Annotated in this window: 15 protein-coding genes and 1 pseudogene; 4 read left to right on the plus strand and 12 right to left on the minus strand. The window is 71.0% G+C overall.

Going from position 1 to position 16,587, the window contains the following annotated elements; all coding sequences use genetic code 11:
• Position 1: 1 nt before the first annotated feature.
• Together ACWZEH_RS10420 and ACWZEH_RS10425 are read right to left on the minus strand one after the other, a co-directional pair.
• Positions 2–1,843 (minus strand): SCO2524 family protein, encoded by a 1,842-nt coding sequence (locus tag ACWZEH_RS10420; protein WP_456197707.1) that lies wholly within the window; start codon positions 1,841–1,843, stop codon positions 2–4.
• Between the two features lie 55 nt (positions 1,844–1,898).
• Entirely contained in the window at positions 1,899–2,651 is a 753-nt protein-coding gene (locus ACWZEH_RS10425; protein WP_456197709.1) for an SCO2525 family SAM-dependent methyltransferase, read from the minus strand.
• Positions 2,652–3,001: 350 nt separating this feature from the next.
• Between ACWZEH_RS10425 and ACWZEH_RS10430 the strand changes: the two genes are divergently transcribed.
• Complete coding sequence (locus ACWZEH_RS10430) at positions 3,002–3,550, plus strand: GNAT family N-acetyltransferase (protein ID WP_456197711.1); 549 nt, start codon at positions 3,002–3,004, stop codon at positions 3,548–3,550.
• A gap of 20 nt (positions 3,551–3,570) precedes the next feature.
• On the opposite strand, the gene ACWZEH_RS10435 is transcribed toward ACWZEH_RS10430, so the two are convergent.
• Both ACWZEH_RS10435 and leuA read right to left on the minus strand, forming a co-directional pair.
• Positions 3,571–4,272, minus strand: a complete 702-nt coding sequence (locus ACWZEH_RS10435) for a TerB family tellurite resistance protein (RefSeq protein ID WP_456197713.1) — start codon at positions 4,270–4,272, stop codon at positions 3,571–3,573.
• Between the two features lie 183 nt (positions 4,273–4,455).
• A complete protein-coding gene (gene leuA, locus ACWZEH_RS10440; protein WP_456197715.1) occupies positions 4,456–6,177 on the minus strand; it encodes a 2-isopropylmalate synthase in 1,722 nt (573 codons plus the stop codon).
• 351 nt (positions 6,178–6,528) lie between these two features.
• Between leuA and ACWZEH_RS10445 the strand changes: the two genes are divergently transcribed.
• The 3 genes from ACWZEH_RS10445 (at position 6,529) to ACWZEH_RS10455 (ending at position 9,322) form a co-directional block, all read left to right on the plus strand.
• Entirely contained in the window at positions 6,529–7,599 is a 1,071-nt protein-coding gene (locus tag ACWZEH_RS10445; protein ID WP_456197717.1) for a M4 family metallopeptidase, read from the plus strand.
• A gap of 53 nt (positions 7,600–7,652) precedes the next feature.
• The gene (locus tag ACWZEH_RS10450; protein ID WP_456197718.1) at positions 7,653–7,919 is read left to right on the plus strand and encodes a protealysin inhibitor emfourin; all 267 of its coding nucleotides are present in this window, start codon (positions 7,653–7,655) and stop codon (positions 7,917–7,919) included.
• 74 nt (positions 7,920–7,993) lie between these two features.
• Positions 7,994–9,322, plus strand: a complete 1,329-nt coding sequence (locus tag ACWZEH_RS10455; RefSeq protein WP_456197720.1) for a GH1 family beta-glucosidase — start codon at positions 7,994–7,996, stop codon at positions 9,320–9,322.
• Positions 9,323–9,533: 211 nt separating this feature from the next.
• Here the strand turns inward: ACWZEH_RS10455 and era are convergent, their stop codons facing one another.
• The 8 genes and pseudogenes from era to ACWZEH_RS10495 all read right to left on the minus strand — a co-directional run bounded on the left by era (position 9,534) and on the right by ACWZEH_RS10495 (position 16,436).
• Positions 9,534–10,487, minus strand: coding sequence for a GTPase Era (era, locus tag ACWZEH_RS10460; protein WP_456197722.1), 954 nt, complete (start codon positions 10,485–10,487; stop codon positions 9,534–9,536).
• A gap of 149 nt (positions 10,488–10,636) precedes the next feature.
• Complete coding sequence (locus tag ACWZEH_RS10465; RefSeq protein WP_456197724.1) at positions 10,637–11,116, minus strand: hypothetical protein; 480 nt, start codon at positions 11,114–11,116, stop codon at positions 10,637–10,639.
• 217 nt (positions 11,117–11,333) lie between these two features.
• Positions 11,334–11,687, minus strand: coding sequence for a cytidine deaminase (locus tag ACWZEH_RS10470; RefSeq protein ID WP_456197726.1), 354 nt, complete (start codon positions 11,685–11,687; stop codon positions 11,334–11,336).
• 109 nt (positions 11,688–11,796) lie between these two features.
• Positions 11,797–12,187: pseudogene (locus tag ACWZEH_RS10475) on the minus strand (MmcQ/YjbR family DNA-binding protein).
• Positions 12,184–13,545 (minus strand): hemolysin family protein, encoded by a 1,362-nt coding sequence (locus ACWZEH_RS10480; protein ID WP_456197728.1) that lies wholly within the window; start codon positions 13,543–13,545, stop codon positions 12,184–12,186. The pseudogene ACWZEH_RS10475 and the gene ACWZEH_RS10480 overlap by 4 nt, the downstream one beginning before the upstream one ends.
• Positions 13,542–14,039 (minus strand): rRNA maturation RNase YbeY, encoded by a 498-nt coding sequence (ybeY, locus tag ACWZEH_RS10485; RefSeq protein WP_456197729.1) that lies wholly within the window; start codon positions 14,037–14,039, stop codon positions 13,542–13,544. The genes ACWZEH_RS10480 and ybeY overlap by 4 nt, the downstream gene beginning before the upstream one ends.
• Positions 14,040–14,051: 12 nt before the next feature.
• Positions 14,052–15,122, minus strand: a complete 1,071-nt coding sequence (locus ACWZEH_RS10490) for a PhoH family protein (protein ID WP_456197731.1) — start codon at positions 15,120–15,122, stop codon at positions 14,052–14,054.
• A gap of 183 nt (positions 15,123–15,305) precedes the next feature.
• A complete protein-coding gene (locus ACWZEH_RS10495) occupies positions 15,306–16,436 on the minus strand; it encodes a carbohydrate kinase family protein (RefSeq protein WP_456199525.1) in 1,131 nt (376 codons plus the stop codon).
• Positions 16,437–16,587: the final 151 nt, after the last annotated feature.

The raw sequence follows: 16,587 nt of genomic DNA on the forward strand, positions 1-16,587 counted from the left end.
CTCACATCTCCTCTGCGGCGGCACCGCGGGCCTGGGCCAGGGTGTCGAGTTCCTGGAGCACGGGCAGGGCGAGTGCGAACGCGGTGGCGGGCCGCTCGTCGACCAGGTCACGGGCGTGGTCCAGGCGGTTCTCGATGCTCCGCATGGCCCGTCCCCGGCTGCCGTCGGCGGTGGCGGAGGCCTCCAGCTGTTCCTTGCCGAACAGATGGGCGGCCTCGCTGAGCAGTTCACGGGCCAGCTCGGCGAGTTCAGGGCTGCGGATGGGCTGCTGCTCGTACAGGCCGCGGGCGGCGACCAGGCACTCGGTGATGCGCTCGGTGATGCTCCAGGAGAGGCGCCGGCCGAGGGCCGCGTCCGGGAAGACGGATGCCGCGTTGTCCCAGAGGCCGGCTCCGTCGCCGTCCTCGATCCGCCGGTCCCACAGGTGCTCGAACGTCTGCTCGCCCAGGCGGATCAGGCGGTCCTGCGCCTCGATGTTCCGGGAGAGTGCCGCGAGCTGGATGATCCGCTTGAGCAGTTGTGCGGAGAAGTCGGTCATCCGCCACTCCAGCGGCGCGCCGGACCGCTCGGACCCGGCGAGCGGCATGGTGACCCCCGGGTGGTGCAGCCGGACGGCGGGGTCGTTCCTGGTCATCCGGCTGGTGACGCGGCCCCGGTCGGCGAGGCGTTCCATGATGGCGACGGTACGGGTGAGGTCGTCGTCGGTCGCTTTCCGGCGGATCAGGTCGTGGACGAGGATGGCCGCCACGGTGAGGGAGAAGTACTCCGACTCCAGCCGCAGACCGGTGGTCTGCCAGGGAAGGTCCTCCAGGGGCCAGCGCTCGGCACCGAAGCGGGCGATGGCCGACCAGTACTGCTGGCTGAGTTCCCAGCGCAGACGTAACGCCTCGGCGAGCTTCTGCTGGTCGGCGTCGAGCAGCCCCAGGGTGAGGGTGCGGTCGGAGAACAGGTCCTGGATGCCGTCCAGGGCGACGACGGTGAAGTACACGTAGGGCAGCCGGTCGGCGATGCCGTCGGGCTGGCCCTCGACCGGGTCGTCCAGGTCGGTGATGGTCGGCGCGTCCTTCACCACGCCCCAGGCCCAGCCGCACTCGAAGAGCTGGCTCTCGTCCCGGATGCTCTCGTCGACCTCGATGCCACGGCTGAGGCTTTCGATGATCGTGGCGCGCAGCGGGCGGAATTTGCGGGAGAACTGCTGGAGCACGGCCCGGTCGGACTGCTTGTCCTGCCCGATGACCTGGATGAGCCGCCGGCCCTGCTCGGACTCGGCGTCGAAGACGTTGACGGTGAAGGAGCGCAGCAGGCTGACCATCGCGGCGGTCAGCCGGGCGTTGGTGGCGTCTCTCAGTTCACCGAGCGACCTGCGCACCTCGGGCCGGGTGGTGTTCTCCTCGTAGACCTTGAGGAACCCCAGGGTGGCCAGGCACAGCGTGACGGACATGGAGTAGGCGTCGACGACGCCCAGCTGGGTTTGTCCGTGGGTGAGTTCCTGCTTCGGGTCGGTCGGCCTGAAGTAGTGCCCGCCGGAGAAGGTGGGGCTGTCGTCCGGCCCGGTGTGGGTGCGCATGAACTGGGACAGGACGGTGATCATGTTGGGCGGGATCTCGAGCCGGCTGCCGACCCGCTCCAGCGCGCGCAGGACATCCCGCTCGGTGGTGTCCGGTTGGTCGAGACGGAACGCGGGGACCTCGGTGGCGGGGTACAGCAGGCAGAGCAGCCGCTCCGCGTCCGCGACGGCACTCAGCCCGTCGGTCTCCCCCCAGACGAGCTTTCCGTCGTCGAACGAATGGCGGGCTGCGGCCCGCCAGATGTCCAGCAGATGCTGCCGTGGCTTGATCTGCATTCCCGCACCCCTCGTACAGATCTGGTTACCCTGTGTTCGGAGATGGTCCCCGTTCCTAGGGGACGGCAATCTCCGAATTGCGCCGTCCCAGGGCGAGGATGATTCCCTCGTGCCCCGGCCGCACCATGTGGTGCAGATCGTGGAGCTCCAGCTCGGAGGTGAAGGGCTCCAGGCTCTCGCGGACCCGGTCCTCGTTCACCCGGTAGGCCGGGTACCGGTGCTCGCCGACCTGGTAGCCGACCGACTCCTTCATGAACGCGGCGGCGAAGGGGGCCCCTTCGGTCAGCACGTCCATGAAGCACCGTACGCCCCGCAGGAATTCGTCGGGGCATTCGGACATCGAGTCCGCGACGAAGAACATCGTCCCGATGTCCCAGCGCCGCTGTCCGTCGAGGTCGAGCAGGTTGGCCCGCTCCACGCGGACGATCTCGCCGAACCGGGCCCTCGGTTCGACGGCGGCGTAGGCGGGGGCCTCGCCCAGTTCGTTCCAGAAGGCGTCCCAGGCCTCGTCGTAGCCATCGGGTGACGTCTGCCGCTCCAGGTACTCGACGTTCGGCTGCGCGTACTCGAGCAGGACGATCTTCTCGCACCACGGGAGCATGGCCAGGCCCGGATAGAGGTTCGCGCCGGCCCCGACGTCGACACCGCGCACCGCTTCCGGGACGCCCCGGCCGAAGCAGCCGCTGAAGTAGTCGCGCATCAACCGCACGATCAGCAGGTCGACTTCGAGCGGCGTGCGGTAGTTGAGGTCGACATACACCTCAGGATCGAAATGCGACCACGGCGCGTCGGCGTTGCGATCCATCATCACCCTGTCGTTTCCCATCGGTGTCGGACAAGCCCCTGTGCTCCGGGCGCATGTCCTCGCGGACACCGGCGGACGGAACAGCGTCTGCCGGTACTCGCACGGTAAACCGACGCGAAACGCCCAGAGAGCCGGGAATGAGCCAGTCCCCAACGAACAGGCGCACAACAGGCGCACGTCAGCACTTCGCCGACAAAGCTGAACTCGCCCTTGCACGCAGTGAGTTGGACGCTCACTGTAGCGAGGTGAAACCGTCGGCCGCCACCGGGACGCCCACTTCCCTCCTTGGGGTGAACCGCGCCGGGCTGCCGCGTTGACGCCCACACATCCCGCACGTCCCGACTGGGGGTGGCATGACCGCCGAACCGCTGGAGCACGCCCTGGACCGCCGCGGGTTCCTCAGGGAACCGGACCCGTTCCCCGACCCGCGGTCCCTGGTCCTGCGGACGGCACAGGAGTCCGACCTGCCCGAGCTCCGGCGGCTCGACGAGGCGGTCTTCCAGGAGGTCTCGTACCCCGCGTTCCTGTTCCGCCAGCTCTACGACATGTACGCCGAGCATCTCCTGGTCCTCGACGACGGCGGGGGACGCCTGTGCGGCTACGTCCTGGCCGCGACCACGGCGCTCAACCGGGAGAGCTGGATCCTCGGCCTGTGCGTGGACGAGGAGCGCCGCCGTCACGGACTGGGCCGGGAGCTGATGGTGGAGGTCCTGGCGCGGCTGCGCGGGAGCGGCATCGAACAGGTCCGTCTGACGGTGGAACCCGCCAACCGCGCGGCCATCCTGCTCTACCGGTCCCTGGGCTTTCGCCTCGAGCAACCCGACGCGGGGCTGCGCCGGGACTACTTCGGCCCCGGCCAGGACCGCCTGATCATGCACCTCGGACTCACCGGCTTCCACTGAGCCGGGCCCGGCCCGGGCGGTCAGGACGGCGTCCGGGCCACCGCCAGCAGGCGGGTCACGTCCGTCGCGCAGATGGTGAGGGCGGCGCCGATGACGGACAGGGTGTCGCGTTCGGCGGGTGTGTAGGGGCCGTCGGCGAGGGCGATGCGGGCACCCTGGAGGAAGATCGCTTCGCGGCCGGTGGCGGCGAGGTGCGGAGCCAGCGGGTCGAGGGCCTCGTGCAGTTCGATGGCGAGGCCCGCCGCGCAGGGCTCGCCGGTGAATCGGCCGGTGTCGGCGGCCAGCGCCTCGACGAGGGCCGCCAGCCGGTCCTGGGTGCAGTCGTCGATGCCGGCCGCGCGGACGACGGTCGCGGCGGTCTCCAGGGAGGCGCGCGCACAGGTGCCGCCCGCGGCCAGTACCGCGAGGGCGACGGTGTGCACGGCGTCGCGGAGCATCGCGGAGAAGCGGGTGGTGGTGGGGTGGTCCAGGACGTCGGTGCCGAAGTGGTGGCGGCAGGCGGCGCATTCGACGACCGGGCCGGTCGTGCCGCGGGGCATGACGGGCACGCCGAGGAGCGCGAAGCGGCGCTGTCCGGTCAGCCGCTGGTAGTTGCGGTCACCGCCGCAGCCGGGGCAGAAGAACTCGCCGTCACCGACGGCCGTCCACGCGGTCCGGGTGCCCAGCAGGCGCGAAAGTCTGGCGACAGCGGCACGGCCGTCGGGTCCCCGTCCTGGCAGCACGTCGCACCTCCACATCGCCCCGGCTCCGTCGCCGCGCCCCGTGATGTTAGCCACATCGGTGAGGCCGAGTCAGCACCCCGGACGAGACCTTTCCGTGATCTCCACCGGATTTGGCCGGTAAACGACGGAGCCCCGCCCGCCGGACATGGCGGGCGGGGCCGTCGAACCCCTCGAAGCGGCTGTTCAGCGGGCCGCCCGGTTGACGGCCGAGACGACCGCCTTCAGCGAGGCGCGGGTGGTGTTGGCGTCGATTCCGATGCCCCACAGAACCTTGTCGCCGACGGCGCACTCGATGTACGAGGCGGCCTGCGCCGAGGCGCCCTCGCTCATCGTGTGCTCCTGGTAGTCGAGCAGGCGTACGTCGATGCCGATGGACTGCAGCGCCTCGAAGAACGCCGAGATCGGGCCGTTGCCGGTGCCGGTCAGCACGGTGTCGACGCCGTCGACGGCGGCCTCGACGGTGAGCGTGTCGACGCCGTCCCGGTCGGTGGTGGACTGGCCGTTCTTGACCTGGACCCGGCCCCAGGGGTTGTCCGGGTTGGGCAGGTACTCGTCCTGGAACACCGACCAGATGTCGGCCGGCGTGACCTCGCCGCCCTCGGCGTCCGTCTTGGCCTGGATGATCCTCGAGAACTCGATCTGCATCCGGCGGGGCAGGTCCAGCTTGTGGTCGTTCTTCAGGACGTAGGCGATGCCGCCCTTGCCGGACTGCGAGTTGACGCGGATGACGGCCTCGTAGGAGCGGCCGACGTCCTTGGGGTCGATGGGCAGGTACGGCACCGCCCACTCGATGTCGTCGACGGTGACGCCCCTGGCCTTCGCGTCGGCCTCCATGGCGTCGAAGCCCTTCTTGATGGCGTCCTGGTGGGAGCCGGAGAAGGACGTGTAGACCAGGTCGCCCACGTACGGGTGGCGCGGGTGGACCTTCATCTGGTTGCAGTACTCCCACGTGCGACGGATCTCGTCGATGTCGGAGAAGTCGATCTGCGGGTCGACGCCCTGGGAGAACAGGTTCATGCCCAGGGTGACCAGGTCGACGTTGCCGGTGCGCTCGCCCTGTCCGAACAGACAGCCCTCGACGCGGTCGGCGCCGGCCATCAGGGACAGCTCGGCGGCGGCCACGGCCGTACCACGGTCGTTGTGCGGGTGGACGGAGAGGCAGACGTGCTCGCGGCGGGACAGGTTGCGGCCCATCCACTCGAAGCGGTCGGCGTGCGTGGACGGCGTGGAACGCTCCACCGTGGCGGGCAGGTTGAGGATGATCTCGCGGCCCGGACCCGGCTGGTAGACGTCCATCACCGCCTCGCAGACCTCCAGCGCGAAGTCCAGCTCGGTGTCGGTGAAGATCTCGGGGCTGTACTGGTAGCCGAAGTGCGTCTCGGGGCCCAGCAGCTTCTCCGCGTACTCCACCACCAGCCGGGTGCCGTCGACGGCGATCTGCTTGATCTCGTCCTTGGAGCCGCGGAAGACGACCCGGCGGAAGACCGGCGCGGTCGCGTTGTACAGGTGCACGGTGGCGCGGTGGGCGCCCTTCAGGGACTCGACCGTCCGCTCGATCAGGTCCTCGCGGGCCTGGGTCAGCACGGAGATCGTGACGTCCTCGGGGATGGCGTCCGGGTCCTCGATGATGGAGCGCACGAAGTCGAAGTCGGTCTGGCCGGAGGCCGGGAAGCCGACCTCGATCTCCTTGTAGCCCATGGTGACCAGCAGGTCGAACATCGCGCGCTTGCGGGCGGGCGACATGGGGTCGATCAGGGACTGGTTGCCGTCGCGCAGATCGGTGGAGAGCCAGCGGGGGGCGGCGGTGATCCGCTTCTGGGGCCAGGTGCGGTCGGGGATGTCGACCTGCTCGTAACGGCCGTACTTGTGGATCGGCATGGGGCTGGGCTGCTGGCGGTTCGCCATGATGCGTGGGCTCCTCGATGGTCCGCGGTCATCGGGTGGGATCCGGAAGGGACGGCCGACGGCGCAGCACCGAACTCCGCGGGGAGGGGGTCGGCCTCGACTACAGGCCCTCGCCGCGGCAGCTAAGGAGAAGCAGCCCGAAACGCATGATGCTCCGCAGCTTAACCGAGACGCACTCCCGCGCGAGGTTCCGTATCAGTATGCGGGACCAGAGGGAGGAAGGGGACAAAAAGTGCCGTATACCACTCGAAGGCGTCCCGACGCGGGGGTTGGCGGCACATTTCATCCATCGCGGTCGAGGATCCGGTTGCCGATAGTGACATTCCCGTGACGCAGTGCAAGGGTGCGGACATGACGACCCACGGTGGCTTCGAGCCCGTCTTCTGCACCATCGTCCCGCCGCACGTCCTGGACCGGCTCGCGCGGGCCGACGACCCCGCGCTGGCCGGCCCCGCCCGCCGCACCCTCCAGCGCGACGCCTACGAGCGCACCCAGCGCCGCCTGACCACGGTGATCGGCGCCGCGGCCGTCGCGCCCCTCGCCGGGGCCGAACCGGGCAGGCCGCACCGGACGATCCACGACGCCCGGCACCGCACCGCGCTGCCGGGGGCGAAGGTCCGCGAGGAGGGCGACGGGCCCGGCAAGGACGCCACCGTCAACCGCGCCTACGCGGGCCTCGGCGCCACCTTCGAGCTGTTCCTCGAGGCCTTCTCCCGCGACTCGATCGACGGCTGTGGCCTGCCGCTGGTCGCGACCGTGCACTACGACCGCGACTACAACAACGCGTTCTGGAACGGCGACCAGATGGTGTTCGGCGACGGGGACGGGGAGATCTTCCTCGACTTCACGATCCCCGTCGACGTCATCGGTCACGAGCTCGCGCACGGCGTCACGCAGCACACCGCCAACCTCGACTACTTCGGCCAGTCCGGCGCGCTCAACGAGTCGGTGTCGGACGTCTTCGGCGCCCTCATCAAGCAGTACACGCTGGGCCAGACCGCCACCGAGGCCGACTGGCTGATCGGCGCCGGGCTGCTCGCCCCGCGGGTGACGGGGGTGGCGCTGCGTTCGATGAAGGCGCCGGGCACGGCGTACGACGACGACGTCCTCGGCAGGGACCCGCAGCCCGCGACGATGGACGACTACGTGCGCACCGGCCGGGACAACGGCGGCGTCCACATCAACTCCGGCATCCCCAACCACGCCTTCTACCGGGCGGCCACCGCCCTCGGGGGCAACGCGTGGGAGCGGGCGGGGCAGGTCTGGTACGACGTGCTGACCGGCGGCGAGCTGGAGCAGCACGCGCAGTTCACGGACTTCGCGACGCTCACGGTGAAGGCGGCGCGGGAGCGGTTCGGCGAGGGCGAGGAACTGCTGGCGGTGTCGAAGGCGTGGGAGCGGGTGGGGGTGCCGACGCGGTAGCGGCGGTGGCAGCGGTGTGGGCGTCACGTCCGTTCTCGTACTAGACAGGACCCATGCGTATTCAGGTGCGGCGTACGGGCGGCTTCGCGGGGATCGAGCGGCAGGCCGAGGTGAACACCTCGGGCCGGGCCGACGCCGCCGACTGGCACGCCCTGGCCGAGCGGGCCCTGACCGCCGGCCGGGGCACACCTTCGGCCGGGGTCCCGGACGGCTTCAGTTACCGGATCACGGTGGACGGGCGGTCCGTGTACTGCGCCGACCCCCGGCTGACCGAGGAACAGCGCGCGCTGATCAGCAGAGTGCTCAAGGAGGGCGCGTAATCGGCGTACTGCGTAACCTTCTTCGGCCGCAAGGGCGTTGACTTCTCTCGCGGCCGGTGCGGATGATCCACCCCATGGCGACGACGAACCCGGTCCCCCGCTTCCCGGACGGCTTCCTGTGGGGCGTGTCGACCTCGGCGCACCAGATCGAGGGCGCGGTGGACTCACGCGAGCCGTCCGTGTGGGACGTGTTCACGTCCGAGCCGGGCCGGGTGCGGGACGGTTCCACGGCGGCGGTGGCCTGCGACCACGTCCACCGGCACCGCGAGGACGTGGCACTGCTGTCCGGCCTGGACGTGGACGCGTACCGCTTCTCCGTCTCCTGGCCCCGGGTGCGTGCGCAGGGCGGCCTGGATTTCTACGACCGTCTGGTCGACGACCTGTGCGCTGTGGGCGTACGGCCGGTGCCGACGCTGTTCCACTGGGACCTGCCGGCCGGTCTGGACTGGCTGGATCGGAGCACCGCGGAGCGGTTCGCGGAGTACGTGTCCGAGGTCGCCGGGCGTCTCGGCGACCGCGTGAAGCGCTGGATCACCCTCAACGAGCCCGCCGAACACACCCTGCTCGGACACGCGTTGGGTGTCCACGCGCCCGGCCGGAAGCTGCTCCTCGACGCGTTGCCGGTGGCGCACCACCAACTCCTCGCGCACGGACTGGCGGTACGCGCCCTGCGCGCGGCCGGAGCCGGTGACATCGGCATCGCCAACTCCCACGGTCCGACCTGGCCGGCCTCTCCCGACCCGGCGGACGTGGCGGCGGCGGACTTCTACGACACGCTCCTGAACCGCCTGTTCGCCGACCCCGTGCTGCTCGGCCGCTACCCGGACGGCGTCGGCGACCTGATGCCGGGCGACGTCGGGGCGGACCTGCGGATCATCGCCGAGCCGGTCGACTGGTACGGCGTCAACTACTACGCGCCGACCCGGGTGGGCGCCCCGCAGGGCACGGAGATCGACTTCGGTGGTGTCCGGATGCCGGCCGGACTCCCCTTCTCCGTAAGGGATATCGAGGGGTATCCGGTGACCGATTTCGGCTGGCCGGTGGTTCCCGAGGCCCTGACCGAGCTCCTCACCGGCTTCCGCGACCGCTACGGCGACCGGCTCCCCCCGGTCGTCATCACCGAGAACGGCTGTTCCTACGAGGGCATCGACGACCAGGCCCGCATCGCGTACCTCGACGGCCACCTCCGTGCCCTGCACCGGGCGCTGGAGGCGGGCGTGGACGTACGCGGCTACTTCGTGTGGTCCCTGATGGACAACTTCGAGTGGGCGGAGGGCTACGCCCGCCGCTTCGGCCTGGTCCACGTGGACTTCGAGACCCAGCGGCGCACACCGAAGGCGTCGTACGGCTGGCTGCGCGAGGTGCTGCGCGAGCAGCACCGGGGCCGGCCGGCCCGCACCTGAGACACCGGCGGTCTCGGAGGTACCCCGCCCCGCGTCAGAACCCCAGGCGGCGCGACTGCTTCGGAACGCGCTGCCAGTCCTTGGCGACCTTGACGTGGAGATCGAGGCCGCATCGACATGCGGCTACCGCCGCGCGGCAGGAGTCCCGAACACCACCCCGCCCCACCCACCGAACCCGACGCCCCAGGAACGCCCCCACACCCACCCCGCGTCAGAACCCCAGGCGGCGCAACTGCTTCGGATCGCGCTGCCAGTCCTTGGCGACCTTGACGTGGAGATCGAGGAAGACGGGAGTGCCGAGCAGTGCCTCGATCTGCTTGCGGGACTTGATGCCGACGTCCTTCAGGCGCTTGCCCTTGGGGCCGATGACGATGCCCTTCTGGCTGGTGCGCTCGATGTAGAGGTTGGCGTGGATGTCGAGGAGGGGCTTGTCCGCGGGGCGGTCCTCGCGGGGCAGCATCTCCTCCACGACCACGGCGATGGAGTGCGGCAGCTCGTCGCGGACGCCCTCCAGGGCGGCCTCGCGGATCAGCTCGGCCACCATGACCATCTCGGGTTCGTCGGTCAGGTCGCCCTCGGGGTAGAGGGCGGGGCCCTCGGGCATCAGCGGGATGAGGAGGTCGGCCAGCAGGCCGACCTGCTGGTTCGCGGTCGCCGACACCGGGACGATCTCCGCCCATTCGATCCCGAGTTCCTTGCCGAGCTGGTCTACGGCGATCAGCTGCTCGGCCAGCGCCCTGCCGTCCACCAGGTCGGTCTTGGTGACGATGGCGATCTTCGGAGTCTTCCTGATCCCGGCCAGTTCCTTGGCGATGAAGCGGTCGCCGGGGCCGAGCTTCTGGTCCGCGGGAATGCAGAAGCCCACCGCGTCGACCTCGGCCCAGGTGGTGCGGACCACGTCGTTCAGCCGCTCGCCGAGCAGGGTGCGCGGCTTGTGCAGACCGGGGGTGTCGACGAGGATCAGCTGCGCGTCGGGGCGGTGGACGATGCCGCGCACGGTGTGCCGGGTCGTCTGCGGCCGGTTGGAGGTGATCGCCACCTTCTGCCCGACCAGAGCGTTCGTGAGGGTGGACTTGCCCGCGTTGGGGCGGCCCACGAAGCAGGCGAAGCCGGCCCGGTGGACTGCTTCGGCGGGCTGCTCGGATGACTGGGTACGAACACTCATGCCGCCCATTCTCCCTGATCCCCGGAGCCCCGCCGTACCACCCGCCGGCGACGGGCCCCAGGGGCCGGGCACCCCGTGAGATGTCCGGCCCGGGGAACGGGAGGGAGCAGACAGCGGTCGAGCAGCGGTCGAGTGGGGCTCGCCCGGGATCAGTCGAAGACGAACGGGCCCGGTGACTGCGGTCCCTCCGCCGTGCACGTGATGGTGATGAAGCCGAACACGGTCATCCGCAGCGAGCCCCCGTACGCCTCCAGACTGTCGCCGGAGGCCACGGTGCCGCTGAGCGGGCCGACGGAGAGGGAGTCGCCGGCCGCCATGGCCGGGTTCTTCGTGCCGGCGAACCTCACGGTTCCCCCGTTGTCGTTCACCAGCGTGAGAGTGGAGTTGATGGAGTCCTGGCCGAGGGCGACGGGCGCGGTGAACGCGGAGGTGCTGAGGGTGAGGGTGGCGGCCGAGCCGTTCTGGGTCGCCGTGAGGGTGGCCTCACCGCCGCCGAAGCTTCCGCAGTCGGCGGTGATCGTCGCCGACCCGGGGGCGACTGCGGCGGCGGACGGGGCGAGGGCGAGCCCGCAGACCGCGAGCGCCCCCGCGGCCAGTGCCGCGCCTGTTCCGATTCGTGTGCCTCTCATGGAATCCGGTTCCCTTTCCGTGGGGGGAAACGCCCGGCAGGTGAGAGCGGTCGTCACGCTGCGCGAGCCGGGGGACCGACGGACCGCTCCTGACGGCCCGTCGGAGCAACGGTTCCATTGACGCGTGGGAGGCAGGGGACGGCAAGGTTGGATTCCGGCCCATTTACCGTCGGTAACACCCAGGGGGCCGGGACCGTCCCGGGAGTCCTGGATCAGGTCATCCCGCGGTCGACGTCTCCCGGACCGTCCCGTCCGGGCCGGCCAGGAACACCGGGGTCGCGGGGCCGCCGAGGTCCCGTACCGCCGCGCGGTCCGCCTCCGGCACCGAACCGGCGTCCGTCACCACGGCCGCCGCCTCCAGCGACTTCGCCCCGGACGCCACCGCCATCGCCACCGCCGTCTGCAGGGCGGTCAGCTTCAGGGAGTCCAGGTCCACGGTCCCGGCGACATAGGTCCGGCCGTTCTCGTCCCGTACGGCGGCCCCCTCGGGCACACCGTTGCGGGCCCGCGCGGAACGGGCCAGGGTGACGATCTTGAGGTCCTCGGGGTCGAGCGCGCTGCTGTCGGTCATGGCCCCGAGCATACGGAGCGCGGCCCCGGGGACGTGCCCCAGGGCCGCTTGCGTCGCCGTGTCCCGGGACCGCCGGGGCTCCCCCGGCACGGGGCCGCGCCTCAGCGCCTCACGCGCGGTCGAGGCGGAGGCGTTCGGCGCGTGGGAGGCCGGCGACGACCAGGTCGTAGGAGTCCTCGACCAGTTCCCGGACCAGTCGGTCCGGGAGGCCGCCGTCGACGGTCACCGTGTTCCAGTGCCGTCCGGGGGGTCTGGGGGGTGTCCCACCAGAGAACACGGCATGTGCCAGCCGGGGACGATCAGCCCGGGGTACCCGGCGCGGAGCCGGACCGCGTCGTCCGGGCCGCACTTGAGGTTGGCCGTCAGGGGCCGCGCGTCCAGGTTCGTCAGGGCGAGGAGCTTGCCTCAACCTTGAAGACCGAGGTCTCCGGGTCGACCGGGAACTCCTCCACGGCCGCGTCGAAGGAGAGGCAGAGGGCGCGCAGCCGTGCCGGAGTCATGCCGACGGCTCCCCCGCCCGCTCGTCCCTCTCCTGCGCCTCTTCCGCCTCGTCCCGGGACGGGTCGGTCGGCTCCCCCGGGTCTCCGGGGGCGACCGGCTCCACCAGCACGGTGACGATCTTGTTCCGGCGGCCGGCCGCCGCCTCCGCCGTCAGCCGCAGCCGGCGCTCGTCGGGGAGTTCGACCACGGCGGACGCGCCCGCGATCGGCACCCGGCCGAGCATCTTGGCGAGCAGCCCTCCGACGGTCTCCACGTCCTCGTCGTCGTACTCCTCCAGGCCGTACAGCTCGCCGAGGTCGGTGATGTCGAGGCGGGCGGTGACCCGGTGGCGCTCCTCGCCCAGTTCCTCGACCGGCGCGATCTCACGGTCGTACTCGTCGGTGATCTCGCCGACGATCTCCTCGAGGATGTCCTCGATGGTGACGATGCCGGCGGTGCCGCCGTACTCGTCGATGACGACGGCGACGTGGTTGCGTTCCTTCTGCATCTCACGCAGCAGGTCACCGGCGTTCTTGGTGTCGGGCACGAAGTACGCGGGCCGCATCGCAGTGGACACCAGCTCGCTCTCCGCGTCCCGGCTGATGTGTGTCTTGCGGGCCAGGTCCTTCAGGTAGACGACGCCGACGACGTCGTCCTCGCTCTCGCCGGTCACCGGCATCCGGGAGAAACCGGAGCGCAGGGCGAGGGTGAGGGCCTGCCGGACGGTCTTGTAGCGCTCGATCATCACCAGGTCGGTGCGCGGGACCATGACCTCGCGGACCAGGGTGTCGCCCAGTTCGAAGACGGAGTGCACCATGCGGCGCTCCTCGTCCTCGATCAGCGACTCCTGCTCGGCGAGGTCGACCAGTGCGCGCAGCTCCGCCTCGGAGGCGAAGGGGCCGCGCCTGAAGCCCTTGCCGGGGGTGAACGCGTTGCCGATGAGGATCAGCAGGTTCGGGATCGGGCCCATGATCCTGGCCAGCGGCAGCAGGACGTACGCCGCCGCCGTGGCCGTGTTCATGGGGTGCTGGCGGCCGATGGTGCGCGGGGAGACACCGACGGCGACGTAGGAGACGAGGACCATGACCGCGATGGCGATCAGCAGGGCCTCGGCGGTGCCGTCGAACTCGCGCAGGCAGGCGTAGGTGACCAGCGCGGCGGCGGCCATCTCGCAGCCGACGCGGACCAGCAGGGCCACGTTGAGGTAGCGGGTCGGGTCGGCGGCGAGCTTGGCGAGTCCGGCGCTGCCCCGTCGGCCGGAGCGTGCGGCCTCCTCGGCGCGGAAGGTGGAGATCCGGGCGATGCCCGCCTCCGCGCAGGCGAACAGCCAGGCGACGACGGTCAGGGCGATCGCGCCCAGCACGAGTTGCGGGCTCATGACACGGTCGGGGCGGGGGACGGGCCGGTGATGCCCTTCTCCGCGCGCCAGCCGTCGACGATGGCGGCCTGCAGGCCGAACATCTCGGCCTTCTCGTCGGGCTCCTCGTGGTCGTAGCCCAGCAGGTGCAGCACACCGTGGACGGTGAGCAGCTGGAGCTCCTCGTCCATGGTGTGCTGCGTCGGCGCCTCGGCGCCCTGCCTGGCGGCGACCTCGGGGCACAGCACGATGTCGCCGAGCAGCCCCTGCGGGGGCTCGGCCTCGTCCTTCGTGGGCGGCCGCAGCTCGTCCATCGGGAACGACATGACGTCCGTCGGTCCCGGCAGGTCCATCCACTGGATGTGGAGCTCTTCCATCGCGGCGGCGTCCACCACGATCACCGAGAGTTCGGAGAGCGGGTGGATGCGCATCCGCGCGAGCGCGTAGCGGGCGATGTCGAGAACCGCCTGCTCGTCGACCTCGGTTCCGGACTCGTTGTTGACGTCGATCGACATCTGCTGCTCGGTCTACTTCCCCTTGGGCCCGGACCTGCCCCGGCCGCTCTTGTGTGTGCCGTTCTCGGTGCCGTGCTCGTTGTCGTACTGCTCGTACGCGTCGACGATACGGCCCACCAGCCGGTGGCGTACGACGTCGTGCGACGACAGCCGGGAGAAGTGGACGTCCTCGACGCCCTCCAGGATGTCCTGCACCTGCCGCAGCCCGGACTTGGTGCCGCTCGGCAGGTCGACCTGGGTGACGTCACCCGTGATGACGATCTTCGAGTCGAACCCGAGCCGGGTGAGGAACATCTTCATCTGCTCGGCGCTGGTGTTCTGCGCCTCGTCCAGGATGATGAAGGCGTCATTGAGCGTCCGGCCCCGCATGTACGCCAGCGGCGCGACCTCGATGGTCCCGGCCGCCATCAGACGGGGGATGGAGTCGGGGTCGAGCATGTCGTGCAGGGCGTCGTAGAGCGGGCGCAGGTACGGGTCGATCTTCTCGTAGAGGGTGCCGGGCAGGAAGCCCAGGCGCTCTCCGGCCTCGACCGCGGGGCGGGTCAGGATGATGCGGTTGACCTGCTTGGACTGCAGGGCCTGCACCGCCTTGGCCATGGCGAGATAGGTCTTGCCGGTACCGGCGGGGCCTATGCCGAAGACGATGGTGTGCTTGTCGATCGCGTCCACATAGCGCTTCTGGTTGAGCGTCTTGGGGCGGATCGTGCGCCCGCGCGAGGACAGGATGTTCTGCGTGAGCACCTGGGCCGGGGTCTCCTGGCCGTCGCTCTCCCCGTCCTCGGTCGTCCTGAGCATCGCGATCGAGCGTTCCACCGCGTCCTCCGTCATCGGCTGTCCGGTGCGGAGCACCAGCATCATCTCGTCGAACAGGCGCGAGACGAGGGCTACCTCCGTGGCGTCGCCGGCCGCGCTGATCTCATTGCCCCGGACGTGGATGTCGGCCCCCGGGAAGGCCTTCTCGATCACGCGGAGGAGGGAGTCACCGGACCCCAGCACGGTCACCATGGGGTGCTTGGCCGGGACGGTGAACTGAACTCTCGCCTGCTCCTGCGCGGGGATGCGATCTGTGGGTGTCTGAGTCATGGGCCGGCTCTGAAGGCCTGCGGTTCCTCCTCGTCAGGGCCGCGCAGCTGAGGGCGGCCTCGCGTCTCCCAGGGTACGACGCGGGAGCGAGAACCCCGTAGGTCTTTTCACAGCGGGGTGGTTGCGGGCGGGTGGGGACGGGGTGACGGCCGCCCCCCGCCGGCGGACCGGGGAGCGGGCGGGTCAGGCCGACCGGCCGAAGCCGATGGTCGGGACCGCCCGGCGCAGGGGCCAGGGACGGATCACGTCGTCGGGGACCAGGTCCGCGAGGAACGCGTAGCGCCTCAGCGCGGCCGGGTCCTGGGCCCGTACGGACTGGACCTCGCGCCACCAGGCGGCGATCTCCGACCAGCCGGGCGCCGACAGGGAGCCGCCGAACTCCTGGACGGACAGGGCCGCGGTCAGACCGGCGAAGGCGAGGCGGTCGGCGAGCGGCCAGCCGGCCAGGCTGCCGGTGACGAAGCCCGCGACGAAGACGTCCCCGGCGCCGGTCGGGTCGAGGGCCTCGACGGCGATGGCCGGCACCTCGGCACTCTCACCGGTCCGCCGGTCCACCGCGTACGCCCCGTCCGCGCCGAGGGTGACGACGGCGACCGGCACCTGGTCGGTGAGGGCGTGCGCGGCGGCGCGGGGGCAGTCGGTGCCGGTGTAGCGCATGGCCTCCTGCGCGTTCGGCAGGAAGGCCTCGCAGTGCCGCAGGTCGGGCAGCGCGGCCAGGTCCCAGGCGCCGGTGTCGTCCCACCCGACGTCGCCGAAGACACGGGTGCCCTGCGCCGCGGCGCGGGCGATCCAGGAGTCGCTGCGGCCCGGGGCGAGGGAGGCGACGGCGGCCCGCGCGCGGGGCGGGCAGGGCGGCAGGTCCGCGCCGGGCGGGAGCCGCCTGCGGGCGGCGGGGCCGGACGGGCGGGAGGGCTGCTCCGGGGGCGGCTCGTGACCGTGGGAGATCATCGTGCGCTCCCCCTCGTACGCCATGGAGACCGTGACCGGGGAGTGCCAGCCGGGCACGGTGCGCGACGGGGAGAGGTCGATGGCCTCGCCCTTCTCCAGGGCGTCCCAGCAGTAGTCCCCGTAGTGGTCGTCGCCGAAGGCGGCCGCGAGGCAGGTGCGCAGGCCGAGGCGGGCCAGGGCGGTGGCCATGTTGGCGACGCCGCCGGGGCTCGACCCCATCCCGCGCGCCCAGGACTCGGTCCCGCGCACCGGGGCGGAGTCGAGCCCGGTGAAGATGATGTCGAGGAAGACGGTGCCGGTGAGGTAGACGTCCCAGGGCGGGTCGTCGGGTGCGCGCAGCGCGGCGAGCGGGTCGACGTGGGGCATGCAGGACGACCCCGAGCGGACGGCGGCGGCCCGGGGCGCGCTGTCCGGGGCACCCCTGTCGGCACTCCCGGTGTTGTCCTCGGTGGTTCCCTCTCCGGCCGGCGCGGCCGGCGCGGTGGACGCTCTCACGTTGCGCTCCCTGGCCTGGTGC

It is taken from the genome of Streptomyces yamdrokensis (assembly GCF_053890455.1).